The organism is Allobosea sp. FW305-C-101 (assembly GCF_058783685.1).
Genome location: NZ_JBYSYT010000007.1, coordinates 24,939 through 41,435, shown reverse-complemented (window position 1 = coordinate 41,435; position 16,497 = coordinate 24,939). Strand labels below are relative to the sequence as shown.

The window sequence follows — 16,497 nt, the reverse complement described above, 5'->3', positions numbered from 1 at the left end:
CAATGCGATGCGGAGAACTTAGCCATGGACCTGTGGACGACGGAGTAGTAGAAACACTACATGTTGGCACTTCGTCGGGACGCTTCCCTTGGCATTGAAGACATCCCGCTCCCCGCCGTAATCGGGTCGTTTCGGGTGATGAGGGAATGCAATCAAGCGTTCTGCGAGCTTTTTGAGTATGAAAAACAACAAATTATCGGGAAAAGTTTCCGCATTATCTATCCTAATGATGATGAATACATAAGCAGAGGAAAAAGCTGGAAGCTGAACCTCGAAAACAAACTCTTCCACGTTGATGAGCGCTTCATGAGCAAGTCGGATGGTGAGAGATTCTGGTGTCGTGTGCACGGAAAGGCGCTAAACCGTAACAACCCGACTTCACATGCAATCTGGTTGATTCAGCCTATAAGCTGGCCTGTGGCCGTTGCCCGCCCGGCCCTGACAAGAAGGCAACTGCAGATCGTCGGGCTCGTCGCGCAAGGCATGAGCAATCACGGCATTGCGCAGGAAGTCGGCATATCCGTGCGCACCGCCGAGACGCATCGATCACGGATCATGAAAAAGGTCGGCGTGAGGAATGCAGCGGAACTAGCGTCGTGGTTCGGCGGATTGCGGCAGCCGGGCTTTCCTCGCGCCGTCCGATAACTTGATCGGGTGAGCCGGGGCTGGCGCCGCGCCGTGTCAAGACTTGCCGCTGAATGACGACACGTCGGCAGGGTGGCTTTCAGCTAGAGCATTTTCGCGCTTCGTTAAAACGAGGAAAAGCTCTTTTCAGGCAAGCTGGCGGCCATTTCGACCGAAGATGCTCTACTCGTCGGTTCGCGCCGAGCAGCCGTTCAAAAAGATTCGGACGATCGTCGTCCCGAGTTCATCAAAGCTACGCTGCCCTTTAGGCTTGAACCACTCAAGCGCCCAGTTCATCGAGCTGAGTAGCAGGAGGCGGGCAAAGCGCAGGTCGACATCGGTCGCCACAACACCCTCGCGCACACCTTGGGCAAACAGATCGGCCCAAAGCTGCTCGTACGCGTCTCTGGTTTTAATATTTTTCGTTCGGGCGCCAAGCGGAGCCTGCTTGAACTCGCGAATATGGGTGGCCGTATAGTGACGGTGCAGAAAAAATGCGTTGAGGTGCGCACGGATTGCCGCATGGAACCTATCGGAAAACCCGACATCTTTGCCCAATTGCTCAAGCTCCGCTTTCACGGCGTTGGCGATGAGCTCAATACCCAATTCGAGGACTTCGGCAACGATTTCATCCTTGGATTTGAAATGATAGTATAGGCTGCCAGCCTGGATGCCACATTCTTTCGCAATTTGGCGCATTGACGTAGACGCTATACTGTTTTCCGAAAAAAGTCTCGCGGATTCGTCCAATATCCGCTGCCGCATATCGGGTGAAGATTGCTCCAGTGTCATTTTGTCGAGATCGCATTTCCGATTTTCTGGAGGCTACATAGATTTTGGTGAATTTCTGTCAAGTAGGGCCCATTTTCGATCATTAGCGAGTTTCTCAGGATTTCGATTTCCCGGCCATTTTCAGCTCTAGAGCAGTTTTGGAGCGCGCCAGCAAGTCGGCGCATTGCGAGATTTCAAAAAATTATCTGCAAAAATATTTGATTTCGACAGAGACGATATCGATTTTTTAAGTAAATCTGGCCATAGCGATAAGTAAAACTCATGTATTAATTTCACATAGGCGAATATTTGGTGATTAAAAAACCTATTTGAACTGCCCGCAGCCGGTCGGCGCCGCGGCGACCTGTCGCAAGTTGTCGTGATATCTCCAGACGAGAATTTTTTCGGCAACCATGCGGTTTACATGCGCGTGTGTCTCGCTGAAAGCGAAGCCGCGCTGGTGCGGGTCGAGTGGACGCGGAAAAAGCACCGGCAAGAGCTCCGCCAAAGTCATGAATTTGGACCGGCAGGCGTCCGTGATAAGGGCGCAGCGGTGCTGGTGATGACTGATCAGTTCCGAGCAACGGTGATGGAGGCCGATGAATGGCAGCTGGTGGCCGGGCAGAACCAGCGTATCCGCCGGCAGGCTGGACATCAGAGCGTGAAGCGAACGCAGATATAAGCCCAGCGGGTCTCCGTCCGGTTCGATAGCCCAGACGCTGATGTTGGGAGTAATCTTTGCGATGACCTGATCGGCAGCAAGCAGGATATGGTCTTGGGGCGAAAAGAGCATGATCTGCTCCGGTGCGTGGCCATCGCCTGAAAGGACGTCGAACCGTCGCCCGCCCAGCAGGAGATGATCTCCCGCCACGAGCCGGCGAAAGGTTAGCGGCAAAGGCGCAACCATTCTTTGATACGCATGGCCCTGCGTACTGACGATTGACGCCATTTCCTCCGTCAGGCCATGCTGCACGTAGAAGTCGCGGTAGGGTCGTGCTTCTAGCGCGCCGGGATCGAGGGCAAGATTGATGCAGCTGAGATATGACGCCTGACTGGTCAGAAGCGGAACGTTGAAGCGTTCGCAAAGCCAGCCAGCCAGCCCGATATGGTCGGGGTGATAATGAGTGATGATCACCTTCGTGATTGTCCATCCTGCCAAAGGGCCGGACAAGAGCGCCTCCCATGCGGCCTTGGCGTCATCATGCGCTATCCCCGTATCGACGATGGCCCAGCCCTCGTCGTCCTGGATAAGGTAAACATTGACGTGGTTGAGTTGGAAGGGCAGCGGGATGCGTGCCCAGAAGATACCGGGCGCTACCTCGAATATTTGGCCGGGGCCAGGCGCGTCGACGAACGGGTATCGCGGGGCGTCCTCCAGGGGCATAGGCGGCATCTTCGCGTCGATCCTTCGCATTGCTTCTTTCCATAGTGAGGTGGGACGACAGCTTAGAAGGGAGTCGTCCCAAGGTCGTTGCGCCAGCCGAAATCGCTCCAGGGATCGGGCTTCGATCAGATGGCGTCTGCCCGCCGCAGCGCGGAGATCGCCTCGGGAGACGTGCCCCAGGCGCGCAGGATCTCTTCGGTATGTTCGCTGGGGGCAGAGGGTGCGCGCGGCACCACCGTAGGCGTGCCGCTGAACCGTACGGCCGGTCCCGGCTGGACCACGCCGGCAATCTCGATGAACGAGCCCCGATCGCGGTTGTGCGGATGCTGGATGGCTTCGTCCCAATCAAGCACCGGGCTCAGGCACGCATCCGCGTTCTCGAACAAGGCCGCCCAGTCGTCTCGCGGCCTGGTCCGGATGATCTCAGCCAACTGCTGCTTCAGCTGCGGCCAGCTTTCCTTGTCATGCTGCTTCGCAAAGGCTTGGTCTCCCGTTCCGAGTAGCGAGAGAAATTCTGCATAGAATTGTGGCTCGATCGCGCCGACCGCGACGAATTTCCCGTCCGCACATTCATATGTGTCGTAGAAGTGCGCGGCGCCGTCGAGCAGATTGTCATGTCGTTCGCTCGACCACGCGCCCGCTGCTTTGAACCCGAACACCATCGCGGCGAGAAGTGCGGCGCTATCGGTCATCGCGGCATCTACGACCTGCCCCGCGCCGGTCATTCGCGCTGAAAGAAGAGCGCAGACTACGCCAAATGCGAACTGGGTTCCGCCGCCGAAATCGCCCACCACATTGAGCGGAACGACGGGCGGCGCGCCTTTGCGACCGATTGCGTTGAGCAGGCCCGACAGGGCAATGTAATTGATGTCATGACCTGCCCGCGACGAGAGCGGGCCTTCCTGGCCCCATCCGGTCATTCTGCCGAAGACCAGCCGCGGGTTGCGTTCGAGGCAGGCGTCCGGCGCGAGGCCGAGCCTTTCCATGACGCCAGGCCGAAATCCTTCGATGAGGGCATCGGCTTTTTCGATAAGGTCGAGCAGGACCCCACGGGCGCCGGGCTTCTTAAGGTCGATCGCCATCGAACGCCGTCCGCGCGCGAGGACGTCGTAGCGCGTGTTCAGCAATGGCAGGACAGGCTTCGCGCCTTTTGCATGCACACGAATGACTTCGGCTCCCATGTCGGAGAGCAGCATTGCCGCAAAAGGGCAGGGGCCGATGCCTGCCATCTCGATGATGCGAATGCCGGCGAGCGGGCCACTCACGGCTGTTGTCCAGCCACAGAGGGGGGAGCCGCTTCGCCGTAGCCTGCAGGTCTGACAGGGCAAGGAATCGCTGCCTTGTTGCTCATTTGAATGTCTCCTCCGGGGGGGGGGGCTTGCGACCTTAACTACGGCTTCGGAATTGCGGCTGGGCAACTGTCACCGCCAGTCGGGTGAAAAGCTCGATTGACAAAGCGCAGCGTGTGTCTTTACTACAGAACAAACGTTAGGTAGTCAAAGGGAGGTGGCGATGAACGGGCTCTTGAAGTTCTCACTAGGCATGAGCATGGCGCTTTCTGTGATGTCGTCCGAGGGGCGCGCGCAGGATGTGAAGGTCGGAGTGATTTACGACGCGACCGGTCCGGTTGCGACGCAAAGCGTTCCGTATGCAAAGGGCGTGCAGGCGGCTATTCGCTCGATCAACCTGAATGGCGGCATCAATGGCAAGAAAATCACCGCCCTGGTTGAGGATTACGGCTATCAGATCCCGCGCGCATTCACGGCCTATAAGAAGCTGAAGGGCGCCGGGGCTGTCGCCATCCAGGGGTTCGGTAGCGGTGACACTGAGGCTCTCATGGAGACCGTGGCGAAGGACAAGATGCCCTGGTTCTCGGCATCCTACGCGGCCAGTCTCGCCGATCCCAAGGGCGCTCCTTACAATTACTTTGCTGGTGCTGACTATTCCAGCCAGGCTCGCGCCGGATTGAAGCATATCGCAGACAACTGGGCCGACACGACGCGTCGGCCGACGCTCGCGATCATCTATACGGACAATGCGTTCGGCAAAAGTGTCCTTCCGGCGATTGAAAGCTATGCCGCCGAGCTCAAGATCAAGGTCGTCGGGAAGGAAGTGGTCAACCCGGGCGCGTTGGATGCGGTCAGTGCGGTAACGCGCCTCAAGGATTTGAAGCCGGACTATATTTGGCTCCAGCAGATCGCCTCGACGGTCGCTCCCATCGTGCGTGATGCGAAGAAGGTCGGGCTCAACACGAGCTTCTACGGCGGTGTGTGGACCTACGACCCCAATCTGATCAAGCTTGCCGGCCCTGCCATCGAGGGACTGGTCTCGGTTCAGATCGCCGCGCTGAGCGCGCGCGGGTTGCCGGTCGAGGCTGCAGTGAGGGCTGCTGCCGAAAATCCAGGTGACGTGGACGATCACAACTTCCTGCGGGGCTGGGTGGCGATGATTGCCCTTGGCGATGGCATGAAAGCCGCTGACGCGGCCGGCAACCTGACTGGCGAGGGGATCAAGACGGCGCTCGATTCCGGAAAGCCGATCGATGTCGGCGGGCTGATGCCGCCGTTGGTCTATTCCCCAACCGATCATCGCTCGGGCGATACCGTATTCATCTACCGGATCGCCGATCAAAAGCCGGTCCTGTTGGGAGAAGTGGTGCTCGAACGGCGCGCCGACTGGCTCGGCAAATAGGCTCCTGGCCGATTTCTTAGGCGAGTGGCCCGTTGCCGCGCCACTCGCGGTCCCTCACCCTCACGATCAGACCGGTATCATGCCCAAATTGAAGACGCGGATCGACCGAGCCAGCGCCGATTTTCAACGCAACCACGCCGACAATACGGCATTGGCCGAGTTGCTGCGGGAGCGTCAGTCCTGGGTGGTGTCGGGTAATCGTGAGCGGGAGATTCGTCGCCATCTGGATCGGGGCAAGATGCTGGTTCGCGATCGCATCAACTGCGTCGTCGATCCCTGCTCGCCGTTTCTCGAACTATCGACCCTCGCGGCGTTCGGACAGTATGACGATCAGTCTCCCGGCGCGGGAATTGTGACCGGCATCGGCATGATTCATGGCATCCATGTCATGATTATCGCCAATGACGCCACCGTAAAGGGTGGCACGCTGTTCCCTCAAAGCGTGGAAAAGCATATTCGGGCTCAGCGGATTGCCGAGGAAAATCGCCTCCCTTGTCTGTACCTGGTTGATTCAGGCGGCGCTTTCCTGCCAACGCAGGACCGCTCGTTCCCCGGCAAGGACCATTTCGGGAAGTCCTTCTTCAACCAGTGTCAGATGTCGACGGCTGGTTTGCCGCAGATTTCGGTTGTTCTTGGCGGCTGTACGGCAGGGGGCGCATACGTGCCGGCCCTATCCGACGAGGTGATTATCGTAAGGGGGATTGGACGGATTTTCCTCGGTGGCCCGCCCATCGTAAAGGCTGCCCTCAAGGAAATCGTCGACGCTGAAACCCTGGGAGGCGCGGAGCTCCATACCTACAAGTCCGGCGTCTCCGATCTGATGGTGGACACCGAGGAGCAGGCCTATAGCGCGGTTCGGTCCATTTTTGAGAGCCTGAATTGGCCCAGGCAGAATACGTTCGACCGTCGGCCTGTGAGCGCGCCCTTGTATGATCCGGAAGAGTTGTCCGGCATTGTCCCGACCGATTACAAGGTTGGCTATGACGTTCGCGAGGTGATCGCGCGCCTTGTCGATGGCAGCGACTTCCAGGAGTTCAAGCCCGCCTACGGCACGACGATCGTCACCGGCTTCGCCTTTATCCATGGTTATCCGATTGGGATCGTTGCCAATAACGGCATCCTGTTTTCCGAATCCGCGTTGAAGGCCACACATTTCATCGAGCTGTGCAACCAGCGTGGCACGCCGCTGCTCTTCTTGCAGAACACGACTGGCTACATGGTCGGCCAGCAAGCCGAAGAGGCCGGCATCGCCAAGGATGGTGCCAAGATGGTTGCCGCCGTCGCTTGCGCAACCGTGCCGAAATACACCGTGCTGATCGGAGCCTCTTTTGGCGCTGGAAACTACGGCATGTGCGGGCGCGGATTTGAGCCGCGTTTCCTGTTCGCCTGGCCAAACTCGAAGATCGCGACGATGAGCTCGGAAACGGCGGAGACCGTGCTGGTCGATATCCGCCGCAGCGGCCTCAAGGGGGGGACCGAGGAAGAGCTTGAGGAGCTCAAGCTGGGCGTGCGCCAGCAATACGAAACCCAGAGCGACCCATTCTACGCCACCTCGCGCCTTTGGGATGATGGCATCATCGAACCAGGGCAGACACGAGACGTGCTCGGATTGTGTTTGAGCCTTGCCGATCGCGTGCCACGGGCGCCGGCGCGCTTTCGCGTTTTCCGTATGTAGGGTGCAGTAATGTACGAGACTTTGATCGTAGAGACCGATCGACGGGGTGTGGCCCGCATCACGCTCAACCGCCCCGAAGCCGCAAATGCGCTGAACGATGCCCTCCTGCGCGACCTGAAGGATGCGTTTCACGACTGCGGTCGCGACCTGAATGTAAGGGTGATCGTGCTGACCGGCACCGGGAAGGCCTTCTGCGCCGGCGGCGACCTTGCCTGGATGCAGGCGATCAACAATTCCAGCCGCAGTGAGCGCGTGCTCGGTAGCCGCGCCGTCGCGGACATGCTGTACGCCGCCGATACCGTTGGGAAGCCGGTGGTCGCACGGGTCAACGGTGCTGCGTTCGGAGGCGGTGTCGGCCTCGCCTGCACGGCAGACGCCGTAGTCGCCGCGCAAAGCGCCTCGTTCGCGCTGAGTGAGGTCAGGCTCGGTTTGGTGCCGGCAAACATCGGCCCTTATGTCGTCCGTCGCATGGGCGCCAGCCAGGCGCGCAGATACGCCCTGTCGGGGCGGCGGTTCTCCGCCATGGACGCCCAGAAGCTGGGTATCGTTCACGAGGTCGTCGCCGACGAACAATTGGAGGACGCTGTCGAACGCGAAGTCGCGACCTTTCTCGAGGCCGCTCCAGAGGCGATCAGCATCACCAAGTCGCTGATCGCCTATGTTGATGGGCACAGCGAGCAGGACAACATTCTCTACACCGCCGATCGGCTCGCCGATGCGTGGGAAACAGAATGCGGTCGCGAAGGCATCAAATCATTCCTCGGCAAGACGGTTCCTTCATGGCGCGCGTGATAAACAAGATCCTGATCGCCAATCGCGGCGAAATCGCCTGCCGTATTGCTGCAACCTGCCGGAGCCTGGGAATCGGCTCGGTGGCGGTCTATTCAGAGGCGGACCGCGACGCGCTGCATGTGCGTGCCTGCGACGAGGCCGTGGGCATCGGCCCTGCCGAAGCGAGCCGCAGCTATCTGTTGCCCGAAAAATTGATTGCCGCTGCCCTCGAAACAGGGGCGGACGCGATCCATCCGGGTTACGGCTTCCTGTCAGAGAATCCCGTGCTCGCGCAGGCCTGCGCAGATGCAGGCCTGATCTTCATTGGCCCGAGTCCCGACGCCATCGTGGCGATGGGTTCAAAGCTCCAGGCGCGCCGGATTGCTAAGGAGCACGGCGTTGCCACTGTTCCCGGCTATGATGGGGAAGACCAGAGCGACGAGACGCTGACGGCAGCGGCCGCGGACGTCGGATTTCCTCTGCTGATCAAGGCGAGCGGCGGCGGCGGCGGCAAGGGAATTCGTATCGTCGACGATGCGAGCGGCTTTTCCGTCGCGCTTGATCTGGTGCGCCGCGAGGCTTCGACGGCATTCGGTGACGCGCGAGTTGTTTTGGAGCGTTTCGTTCCCTTCGGCCGGCACATCGAGGTTCAAGTTCTCGGCGATAGCCATGGCAACGTAGTCCATTTGTTCGATCGCGAGTGTTCGCTGCAGCGTCGACATCAGAAGGTCGTGGAGGAGGCTCCTGCTCCAAATCTCTCCGAAGAGCTGCGCCATCAGTTGTTTGACAGCTCGGTGCGTCTGGCCAAGGCGATTGGCTACAGTTCGCTCGGAACGGTCGAGTTTCTCTACGACGCCTCGTCTGGAGAAGCTTACTTTCTGGAAATGAACACGCGCATCCAGGTCGAGCATCCGGTCACCGAGATGGTGACCGGGCTGGATCTCGTGGCTCTGCAGGTGGGCGTGGCCGAGGGGGGCGTGCTGCCGTTCGCGCAGATCGATATTCGCGTCAATGGCCATGCCATTGAAGCGCGACTCAATGCCGAGCAGCCCGAACGCGATTTCATGCCGTCCATAGGTCGCATCGAGCGGCTGACTGCAGTTGCCGAGATGGGGCATGGCCAGCGCTTCCGCATGGACACCGGCGTCGCCGCCGGCAGCAGCGTAACGCCCTATTACGACTCGATGATCTCGAAACTCCTAGTCTGGGGAGAAGATCGGGAACGGGCCCGCAACGGCCTGCTCAAGGCCCTGGACGGGTTCGAGTTGCATGGTCTCGAAACAAACAAGGCCTATCTGCAGGCCATCCTGAAAACAGCCGAGTTCCGCTCCAGTACAGTAACGACGCGCTTTCTCGATTCCTTCCGACCTTGGGAAGATGTCGTTCCTGCCGAGGAACTGCAGAATGCGCTCGTGGCGGCTGCCGTGGCGGGAACCTTTGCGGCCGAGGATGCGCTCAAGGCTCGGCACGGCGATGACCCATGGGGGTCTCTCGCTGGGTGGCGTCTGCTGGAGCGGGCGGGAAGTTCGTCCCATCTGGTCACGAACATCGTGGACGACACCGGCGAGAGCCACCGCGTCGTAGTGCATGGGCGGAAGGGCAAATACCGGGTCGAGGGTGCAGGCGAAGACGAGATGTTCGACGCGCGCCGCGACGGTGGACGAATTCTGTTACGTGCCGGCGACCGGGCATACTCGGTCGATGTCGACCAGTTTGGCGCCAAATATGAAATTCGCAGCGGTGTTGCACAACGCATGCTGCGGGCCGTGGAAGCACCGACCCAGGCGGCTACGGGCGGCCCGGAAGGCAGGGCCGGTTTGGACATTGTCGCACCGATCCCTGGCCTCGTCATCGAGGTGCCGGTGACGGCCGGTGACAGGGTTGAAACAGGTGACGTTGTCGTCGTCCTCGAGGCCATGAAAATGGTGCATCGTCTCGTGGCCATAGGCCCTGGGACGATCGGCGAGGTGACCTGTCGGCCCGGTGATACCGTGGAGATGGGTCGTCTCCTCGTCAGCTTCGCCAGTAACGCCTGAGGGGCAGAGCCGTGCCTGAAACCGCCATACTGACCGATGTCGTGGTGCGCGACGGCCTGCAAGCCCTCAAAACCGTCGTGCCGACGCAGCGCAAGATCGAACTGGTTCGAGCTCTGATCGCTGCCGGATGCACGCGGCTCGAGGTGGCCAGTTTCGTGAATCCGAAATTGGTTCCAACAATGGCCGATGCCGACGAGTTGTGCGGGCAGTTGCCGCGTGCCGCGGGCGTCCAATATGGCGGAGTGGTGCTGGATAGCCGCGGGATGGATCGACTTCTGGAAGCCGATCTCGATTGGGGCGGCGTCGTCATTGCGGCGTCCGATACGTTTCTTGAGCGCAACCAGCGTTGCGACAGGGCTGGCGCGCTCGCTCGCATCGTCGAGATTGAACGGATGCGCCGCGACGGCAAGACGCGCATCAGCGGTTATGTATCCTGCTGCTTCGCCTGCCCGTACGAAGGACCAACTGATTTCGAAGTTGTGGCGGAGTTGTGTGACACGCTGCTCCAGCTCGGAGTCGACGACGTCTATCTCGCGGACACGAACGGTCACGGAACGCCGCCGAAAACGCGCGAGCTCCTGAACCGCGTTCTGGCTCGTGTCCCGGCCGACCGGTTGGGATGCCACTTTCATGACACCCATGGGCAAGCGATCGCAAACCTGGATGTCGCATTGCTCGCGGGCATCCGCGCGGTCGACGCCGCTACGGCAGGGCTCGGCGGCTGCATGTTCGCACCGGGAGCGACGGGTAATGTCGCCAGCGAAGATGTGCTGGTCCTGTTGGCTGCTCATGGAATCGACACGGGTATCGATGCGCAGCGGATGGCCATAGCGGGACAGTCATTGTGCGACGAACTTGGATTACTCAATAACAGCAAGTCAGGCCAGGCACTTCTAGCTGCATATCAATAAGATAAATCGAGGAAACGTCAGTGGACAGCATCTATTTTACTGAAGAGCACCACGCGCTACGCGAGCAAATCGCACGGTTTGTGGAGAACGAAGTCAGGCCGAATGGGCGCGCCTGGGAAGCGGCGGGGTTCGTTCCTCGCGATGTTCTGCGTAAGATGGGCGAACTCGGACTGTTCGGCATTCGCTACCCCAGCTGCTATGGTGGCTCCGAGCTCAGCCAACTTTCCACGGTCATTCTTGCGGAAGAGCTTGGTAAATCTGGCTTTGGCGGCTTCAGTGCGACGGTTCTTGTCCATACGGATATGGCCTCGCCTCACATCGCGCATTTTGGCAATCCGGCTCAGCTCGACAAGTACATGCCGAAGATCATCTCTGGCGAGACGATCACTGCCGTCGGGGTGACCGAGTCGGACGCCGGGTCAGATGTGGCGGCTCTGCGCACCAATGCCCGCCGGAACGGCGATGGCTGGGTGCTCAATGGCAGCAAGATGTTCATCACCAATGGTGTTCATGGCGACCTCTTTTTTGTTGCCGCCCGAACGGACCCGGAAGCAAAGGGGTCGCGAGGGATATCGATGTTCATCGTCGAAAAGGGCACGCCGGGCTTTGAGGTGGCGCGGCCTCTCGAAAAGTTTGGTTGGCATTGTTCGGACACCGCTGAACTGGTTTTCACTGATTGCCAACTTCCGGCGGAAGCGCTGCTCGGAGAGGAAAACCGCGGCTTCTATGCGGTGATGAGCAATTTCCAGAACGAGCGACTGGTTATCGGAGCGATCGCTGCTGGCGAATGCGCGCGTGCGCTTGAGTTGACCCGTCGCTACGTCAAGGACCGCAAAGCTTTTGGCGGCACGCTGTGGGACAAGCAGGTCGTGCGTAATCGGCTGTCCATGATGGATGCACGTGTCCAAGCGTTGCGTCAGCTGGTCTACCACGCTGCTTGGCTCATGGAGCGCGAGATCCCGTGCGTCAGTGAAGTGTCGATGGTCAAGGCCCTGGCAGGCGAACTCGTCAATGAAGTCACCTACGCCTGCCAGCAATTCCATGGCGGCTTTGGCTATATTCGCGAAAGCGACATCGAACGCATGGTTCGAGACGCGCGTATCCTGTCCATCGGCGGCGGTGCCACCGAGGTGATGCTCGAAGAAGTGGCCAAGCGCTACGAGTGAAGGTGGACATGGCTGACAATCCCTCATCCTTCGGGCCTGCACCCGAGGAGCTGGCATCGCTGCCGATCGCGTTTGCCCCGGAGCTTTTCAAGGGCAAGGTGGCTCTGGTCTCGGGAGCCGGAAGCGGCATCGGGTTGGCAATCGCCACCTTGTTCGCCCGCCTCGGCGCGTCGCTGGTTATCTGTGGCCGTGATCCGGCGAAGCTGACGAATGCGAGCGACTTTCTCACCGGTCTCGGGGCGGACGTTACCGCGGTGCCGATGAGCATTCGGGATCCGGAAGCGGTGGATCGACTGATCGATACAGCCAGCGGCGGGCAGGGGCTTGATATTCTCGTCAACAATGCTGGCGGCCAGTTTCCTCAGGACGCTTTGAACATCTCGAAGAAGGGATGGAACGCTGTTGTGGACACAAATCTCAACGGCACCTGGTACATGATGCAAAGCGCTGCGCAGCGTTGGGTTGCGCAAGGTCGCCCAGGGACGATTGTCAATATCGTCGCCGACATATGGCGCGGCATGCCGCAAGTCGCGCACACCTGCGCGGCGCGTGCGGGTGTGATCTATCTGTCGAAGTCGGTGGCGGTTGAATGGAGCCCCCATGGAATCCGGGTCAACTGTGTTGCTCCGGGTATGATCGAGAGCACCGGGTTTCGTGTCTACCCGCCCGAGGCCTCCGCGCGGTTCGCTGCCTCCAACCCCATGTTGCGTTGCGGGTCACCATGGGACATCGCGGGCGCTGTAGCCTATCTGGCTGGCCCAACAGGCGCCTTTCTCAATGGCGAGGTCATCACGGTGGATGGCGGGCAGCAGATGTGGGGCGATGTCTGGCCCGCCGGCGAGCCGGAATATTTCAAAAAAGCCCGGGTAGTCTGACATGGCCACGACGTTGCTTGATGTCCGGAACCTTGTTCTGTCGTTCGGCGGGGTCAAGGCTCTCCGCAATGCGTCGATCACAGTATCGGCCGGCGCTCTTGTTTCCATCATTGGACCCAACGGCGCCGGCAAGACCAGTCTGCTCAATTGCATCAGCGGGCGCTATCGACCCCGCGAGGGAAGCATCAGTTTCGACGGTCACGATCTGACCCATAAGTCTCCGGCGATGCGTGCGTCTCACGGGATTTCGAGGACATTCCAGAATCTAGCGCTCTTCAAGCATCTTGATGTCATCGATAACATTCTGGTGGGGCGCCATCGTCGTTTCAAACCGAATGTGTTTCTCGATGGCGTGTTCTGGGGGCCGAGCCGTCGACGCGAAATCGAAGCTCGCGCCGAGGTCGAGGAGATCATCGACATTTTGGAGCTACAGCCGCTTCGGCACCGGCCCGCAGGCACTCTTGCTTATGGCCAACAAAAAAAGATCGAGCTTGCACGCGCTCTGGCAATGAAGCCCCGGTTGCTGCTGCTTGACGAGCCGATGGCGGGCATGACGCTGACCGAAAAGGAGGATATGGCAAAGTATATCCTCTACGTTAATCGAGTCATGGGCGTGACTATCGTCATGATCGAGCATGACATGAAGGTCGTTATGGATCTGTCTGAGCATATAACCGTTCTCAGCTTTGGCTCTGTCATCGCTGAGGGGACGCCGGATGACATCTCTTCCAATGCCGAAGTACAGCGCTCTTATCTGGGCGAGCCGGGCATGTTTGAGACGATGGTGGAGGCGCGGGCGTGAAGACCTTTCCACAGGAGTTGCTCGACAATGCGCGGACGCTTCCGGCTTCTGCCGTGGCGCTGCGGCAGAAGCGATACGGAATATGGCAAGAGATTAGCTGGCAGGATTATGCGCGCCGAATGATCGACACGGCGCGCGGCCTGCTGGCGTGCGGCCTGAAGCATGGTGACCGTGTCGCCATTATCGCGGCAAATCGCGAGGAGTGGCTCTATGCTGAACTTGGCACACTCGCGGTCGGCGCCGTCGCTGTCGGCATCTATATCGAATCGGTCGCGTCCGAGATCGAGTACGTCATAAATCAGTGCGAAGCCACGGTCGTCTTTGCCGAAGACCAGGAGCAAGTCGACAAGCTGCTTTCCCTCCGCGGGAACCTGCCATCCGTCCGCGCGATCATCTATTTCGAGCCGAAGGGGCTCGGTGAATACCGCGATCCACGTGTGATGCATCTGGGTGCCTTGTGGGCCAAAGCGGAGGCTGCGGCCATACCGGTGGCCGAGATTGAGCGCTTGATCGGCCAAACCTCCATCGACGACCTGGCGCTGCTCGCAGTGACCTCGGGGACCACAGGGGGGCCGAAGCTCGCCTGCATCACCTATTCGGCGATGACTATAATGGCTGCGGGGATGAACTCGGTCGATAAGAAGAATCGAGGTGACAATTACCTCTCCGCGCTGCCGATGCCCTGGATGGGCGAGCAGATGACGATCGTTGGCTGTCATCTTGCTGCGCATTTTACCGTCAATTTCCCAGAAAATTTGGAGACAGTTGAGCAGGATATATATGATATCTCGCCGCAGTTTCTGGTTGGGCCTCCGCGCTACTGGCAAAATCTTGCCTCGCAAATTCGCTCGGGGATCGACGATACGACCGCGTTCAAGCGCGCGGCTTACAACCTTCTGTTGCCGCTGGGCGAGCGTTACGCGGCGGCCGTCGAAGCCGAACGGGCCGGGAAGGGGCATGTGCCTCTGCTGGTGAAGCTCGGGCGCATTGTGGGCGAGCTGTTGCTGTTCAGGCATCTCAAGGACACTCTGGGCCTTGCACGCATGCGGGTTCCGATGACGGGAGGGGGCAGTCTGGCGCCGGATGCCATCCGGCTGTTCCATGCCTTGGGCATCCCCCTGAAGCAGGTCTATGGACAGACCGAACTCTGTGGCATTTCGGTCATGCACCAGGCTGGCGACATAAATTTCGAGACTGTAGGCCAGCCGCTCCCGAATACCGAAATCCGGATTGCGGAGAGTGGCGAAATCCAGACGCGCAGCAAGGCGTCTTTCGCCGGCTATTGGAACAATCCTGCAGAGACGGAGAAGGTGCTGGTCGATGGCTGGCTCTACTCTGGCGACGCGGGTTATATCGACGAGGCATCAGGCCACCTGGTCGTGATCGACCGGCTGCGCAATCTCTGCCATCTCGCTGACGGTACCAGCTTCTCCCCGCAGTTCGTCGAGGACAAGATCAAGTTCATCCCTGTCGTGCAGGAGGCCGTGGTTTTCGGCGATGGTCGAAGCTTCTTGGTCGCGCTCATCAACATCGACGCCAGGCTGGTCAGCCTCTGGGCGGAAAACAATCAGATCGCGTTCACGACCTATAGGGATCTTGCCGCTCATCCCAAGGTATACGAGCTCGTGGCCAGGCATCTCGACAAGCTTAATTCGCGCCTGCCGGAGAGCTTCCGCGTCCAAAGGTTCGTTCTGCTTCCCAAGGAGCTCGACGCTGACGATGGCGAGCTGACGCGCACCAATAAGGTACGGCGCAGTGCTGTTTCGGAAAAATACCGAAGCGTGATCGAAGATCTTTACGGGGTCGAAAATAAGACCGCACGTCTATCGATCGAGATTTCGTACAGGTCTGGTCGTGTGCAGAGACTTGAAGAAGATTTAAAAATCCGGGAGATGTTATGTCCCTAGATGCATTAATATCGCTGTGTGTGAGCGGGATTGTTGTCGGTTCTGTCTACGCCATGACAGCGATTGGTTTTGTCGTAATCTACAAGACCACACGTGTTATCAATTTCGCTCAAGGTGAATTGATGATGGTGGGAGCCTATATCTGCCTGTTTCTGACGGTCGACTACAAGCTGCCGTTTTGGGCGGCATTCCTGATGACGGGCATTGTCTGCGCCTTGTTGGGGTATGTGATCGAGCGCGTTGTTCTGCGTCGGGTGATCGGCGACCCTATCGTCTCGGTCATCATGATCACGCTTGGGCTTGGTATCGTACTCAAGGCGATCGTCGGGGCCATCTTCGGAGTCGACGTGCGGGTTCTTCCAACTCCCATTCCCGACGGAGCGGTGAGCATCGGGGGAACGCCGGTGTCTTACCATTATCTGTTCAGCATGGCGTTTTCCGTGTTGGCGATGTGCGCCTTCGCGGCATTCTTCCGCTGGTCGCGTTTGGGGCTAGCTATGCGCGCCACCTCGTCGGATCAGCAGGCGGCCATGGCGATGGGGGTTAATGTCGGTCAGATTTTTGCGCTGTCCTGGGCGATTGCCTGTGTCGTGTCGGCGGTCGGCGGAATGTTGATCGCAACGATCAACGGCGTAAACCTCGGCGTTTCCGCCTTCGGATTGAAGGTCTTCCCGGTCGTCATCCTTGGTGGGCTCGATTCAATCGTAGGTGCGGCTGTCGGCGGAGTTCTCATCGGCGTACTCGAGAACGTTGCCGATGGTGTCTTCAAGAGCGTGTTTGACCTGGACGGCTTTCGGGACGTCGCAGCGTTCGTTGTTCTCGTGTTGGTGTTGATGATCCGACCTTATGGATTATTCGGCCAGCACGATATTGAAAGGATCTGA

Annotated in this window: 14 protein-coding genes; 11 read left to right on the top strand and 3 right to left on the bottom strand. The window is 59.3% G+C overall.

Features of this window, described 5'->3' with window-relative positions; all coding sequences use genetic code 11:
• The first annotated feature begins 60 nt into the window (after positions 1 to 60).
• The gene (locus AC3WMA_RS23150) at positions 61 to 645 is read left to right on the top strand and encodes a PAS and helix-turn-helix domain-containing protein (RefSeq protein ID WP_076442333.1); all 585 of its coding nucleotides are present in this window, start codon (positions 61 to 63) and stop codon (positions 643 to 645) included.
• A gap of 162 nt (positions 646 to 807) precedes the next feature.
• Here AC3WMA_RS23150 and AC3WMA_RS23145 read toward each other — a convergent pair whose 3' ends face one another.
• The 3 genes from AC3WMA_RS23145 to AC3WMA_RS23135 all read right to left on the bottom strand — a co-directional run bounded on the left by AC3WMA_RS23145 (position 808) and on the right by AC3WMA_RS23135 (position 4,044).
• On the bottom strand, positions 808 to 1,416 hold the full coding sequence (locus AC3WMA_RS23145) for a TetR/AcrR family transcriptional regulator (protein ID WP_076442331.1): 609 nt from the start codon (positions 1,414 to 1,416) through the stop codon (positions 808 to 810).
• A 304-nt stretch (positions 1,417 to 1,720) separates the two neighbouring features.
• On the bottom strand, positions 1,721 to 2,809 hold the full coding sequence (locus tag AC3WMA_RS23140) for an MBL fold metallo-hydrolase (protein WP_492287648.1): 1,089 nt from the start codon (positions 2,807 to 2,809) through the stop codon (positions 1,721 to 1,723).
• Positions 2,810 to 2,904: 95 nt separating this feature from the next.
• Complete coding sequence (locus tag AC3WMA_RS23135; RefSeq protein ID WP_076442330.1) at positions 2,905 to 4,044, bottom strand: CaiB/BaiF CoA transferase family protein; 1,140 nt, start codon at positions 4,042 to 4,044, stop codon at positions 2,905 to 2,907.
• 247 nt (positions 4,045 to 4,291) lie between these two features.
• Between AC3WMA_RS23135 and AC3WMA_RS23130 the strand changes: the two genes are divergently transcribed.
• The 10 genes from AC3WMA_RS23130 to AC3WMA_RS23085 all read left to right on the top strand — a co-directional run bounded on the left by AC3WMA_RS23130 (position 4,292) and on the right by AC3WMA_RS23085 (position 16,497).
• Positions 4,292 to 5,470 carry an ABC transporter substrate-binding protein gene (locus AC3WMA_RS23130; protein WP_076442328.1) on the top strand — a complete coding sequence of 393 codons (1,179 nt, stop codon included), beginning with the start codon at positions 4,292 to 4,294 and terminating at the stop codon, positions 5,468 to 5,470.
• Between the two features lie 79 nt (positions 5,471 to 5,549).
• On the top strand, positions 5,550 to 7,145 hold the full coding sequence (locus AC3WMA_RS23125; RefSeq protein ID WP_076442326.1) for an acyl-CoA carboxylase subunit beta: 1,596 nt from the start codon (positions 5,550 to 5,552) through the stop codon (positions 7,143 to 7,145).
• A gap of 48 nt (positions 7,146 to 7,193) precedes the next feature.
• Complete coding sequence (locus tag AC3WMA_RS23120) at positions 7,194 to 7,937, top strand: enoyl-CoA hydratase-related protein (RefSeq protein WP_210188708.1); 744 nt, start codon at positions 7,194 to 7,196, stop codon at positions 7,935 to 7,937.
• Positions 7,925 to 9,952: an ATP-binding protein gene (locus tag AC3WMA_RS23115; protein ID WP_175624179.1), complete on the top strand. Its 2,028-nt coding sequence runs from the start codon at positions 7,925 to 7,927 to the stop codon at positions 9,950 to 9,952. The genes AC3WMA_RS23120 and AC3WMA_RS23115 overlap by 13 nt, the downstream gene beginning before the upstream one ends.
• Before the next feature lie 11 nt (positions 9,953 to 9,963).
• Complete coding sequence (locus AC3WMA_RS23110; RefSeq protein WP_076442323.1) at positions 9,964 to 10,863, top strand: hydroxymethylglutaryl-CoA lyase; 900 nt, start codon at positions 9,964 to 9,966, stop codon at positions 10,861 to 10,863.
• Positions 10,864 to 10,883: 20 nt separating this feature from the next.
• Positions 10,884 to 12,029 carry an acyl-CoA dehydrogenase family protein gene (locus AC3WMA_RS23105; RefSeq protein WP_076442321.1) on the top strand — a complete coding sequence of 382 codons (1,146 nt, stop codon included), beginning with the start codon at positions 10,884 to 10,886 and terminating at the stop codon, positions 12,027 to 12,029.
• 8 nt (positions 12,030 to 12,037) lie between these two features.
• A complete protein-coding gene (locus tag AC3WMA_RS23100; RefSeq protein ID WP_076442374.1) occupies positions 12,038 to 12,904 on the top strand; it encodes an SDR family oxidoreductase in 867 nt (288 codons plus the stop codon).
• Between the two features lies 1 nt (position 12,905).
• On the top strand, positions 12,906 to 13,706 hold the full coding sequence (locus tag AC3WMA_RS23095; RefSeq protein WP_076442319.1) for an ABC transporter ATP-binding protein: 801 nt from the start codon (positions 12,906 to 12,908) through the stop codon (positions 13,704 to 13,706).
• Positions 13,703 to 15,613 (top strand): AMP-binding protein, encoded by a 1,911-nt coding sequence (locus AC3WMA_RS23090; protein WP_076442318.1) that lies wholly within the window; start codon positions 13,703 to 13,705, stop codon positions 15,611 to 15,613. Before AC3WMA_RS23095 ends, AC3WMA_RS23090 begins: the two co-directional genes overlap by 4 nt.
• The gene (locus AC3WMA_RS23085) at positions 15,604 to 16,497 is read left to right on the top strand and encodes a branched-chain amino acid ABC transporter permease (protein WP_076442316.1); all 894 of its coding nucleotides are present in this window, start codon (positions 15,604 to 15,606) and stop codon (positions 16,495 to 16,497) included. The genes AC3WMA_RS23090 and AC3WMA_RS23085 overlap by 10 nt, the downstream gene beginning before the upstream one ends.

Excerpts from the sequence above, each read along its gene's own strand:
- AC3WMA_RS23150 (WP_076442333.1), top strand. The coding sequence starts at position 61 with ATGTTGGCACTTCGTCGGGACGCTTCCCTTGGCATTGAAGACATCCCG.
- AC3WMA_RS23145 (WP_076442331.1), bottom strand. The coding sequence starts at position 1,416 with ATGACACTGGAGCAATCTTCACCCGATATGCGGCAGCGGATATTGGAC.
- AC3WMA_RS23140 (WP_492287648.1), bottom strand. The coding sequence starts at position 2,809 with ATGCGAAGGATCGACGCGAAGATGCCGCCTATGCCCCTGGAGGACGCC.
- AC3WMA_RS23130 (WP_076442328.1), top strand. The coding sequence starts at position 4,292 with ATGAACGGGCTCTTGAAGTTCTCACTAGGCATGAGCATGGCGCTTTCT.
- AC3WMA_RS23125 (WP_076442326.1), top strand. The coding sequence starts at position 5,550 with ATGCCCAAATTGAAGACGCGGATCGACCGAGCCAGCGCCGATTTTCAA.
- AC3WMA_RS23115 (WP_175624179.1), top strand. The coding sequence starts at position 7,925 with ATGGCGCGCGTGATAAACAAGATCCTGATCGCCAATCGCGGCGAAATC.
- AC3WMA_RS23100 (WP_076442374.1), top strand. The coding sequence starts at position 12,038 with ATGGCTGACAATCCCTCATCCTTCGGGCCTGCACCCGAGGAGCTGGCA.
- AC3WMA_RS23095 (WP_076442319.1), top strand. The coding sequence starts at position 12,906 with ATGGCCACGACGTTGCTTGATGTCCGGAACCTTGTTCTGTCGTTCGGC.
- AC3WMA_RS23085 (WP_076442316.1), top strand. The coding sequence starts at position 15,604 with ATGTCCCTAGATGCATTAATATCGCTGTGTGTGAGCGGGATTGTTGTC.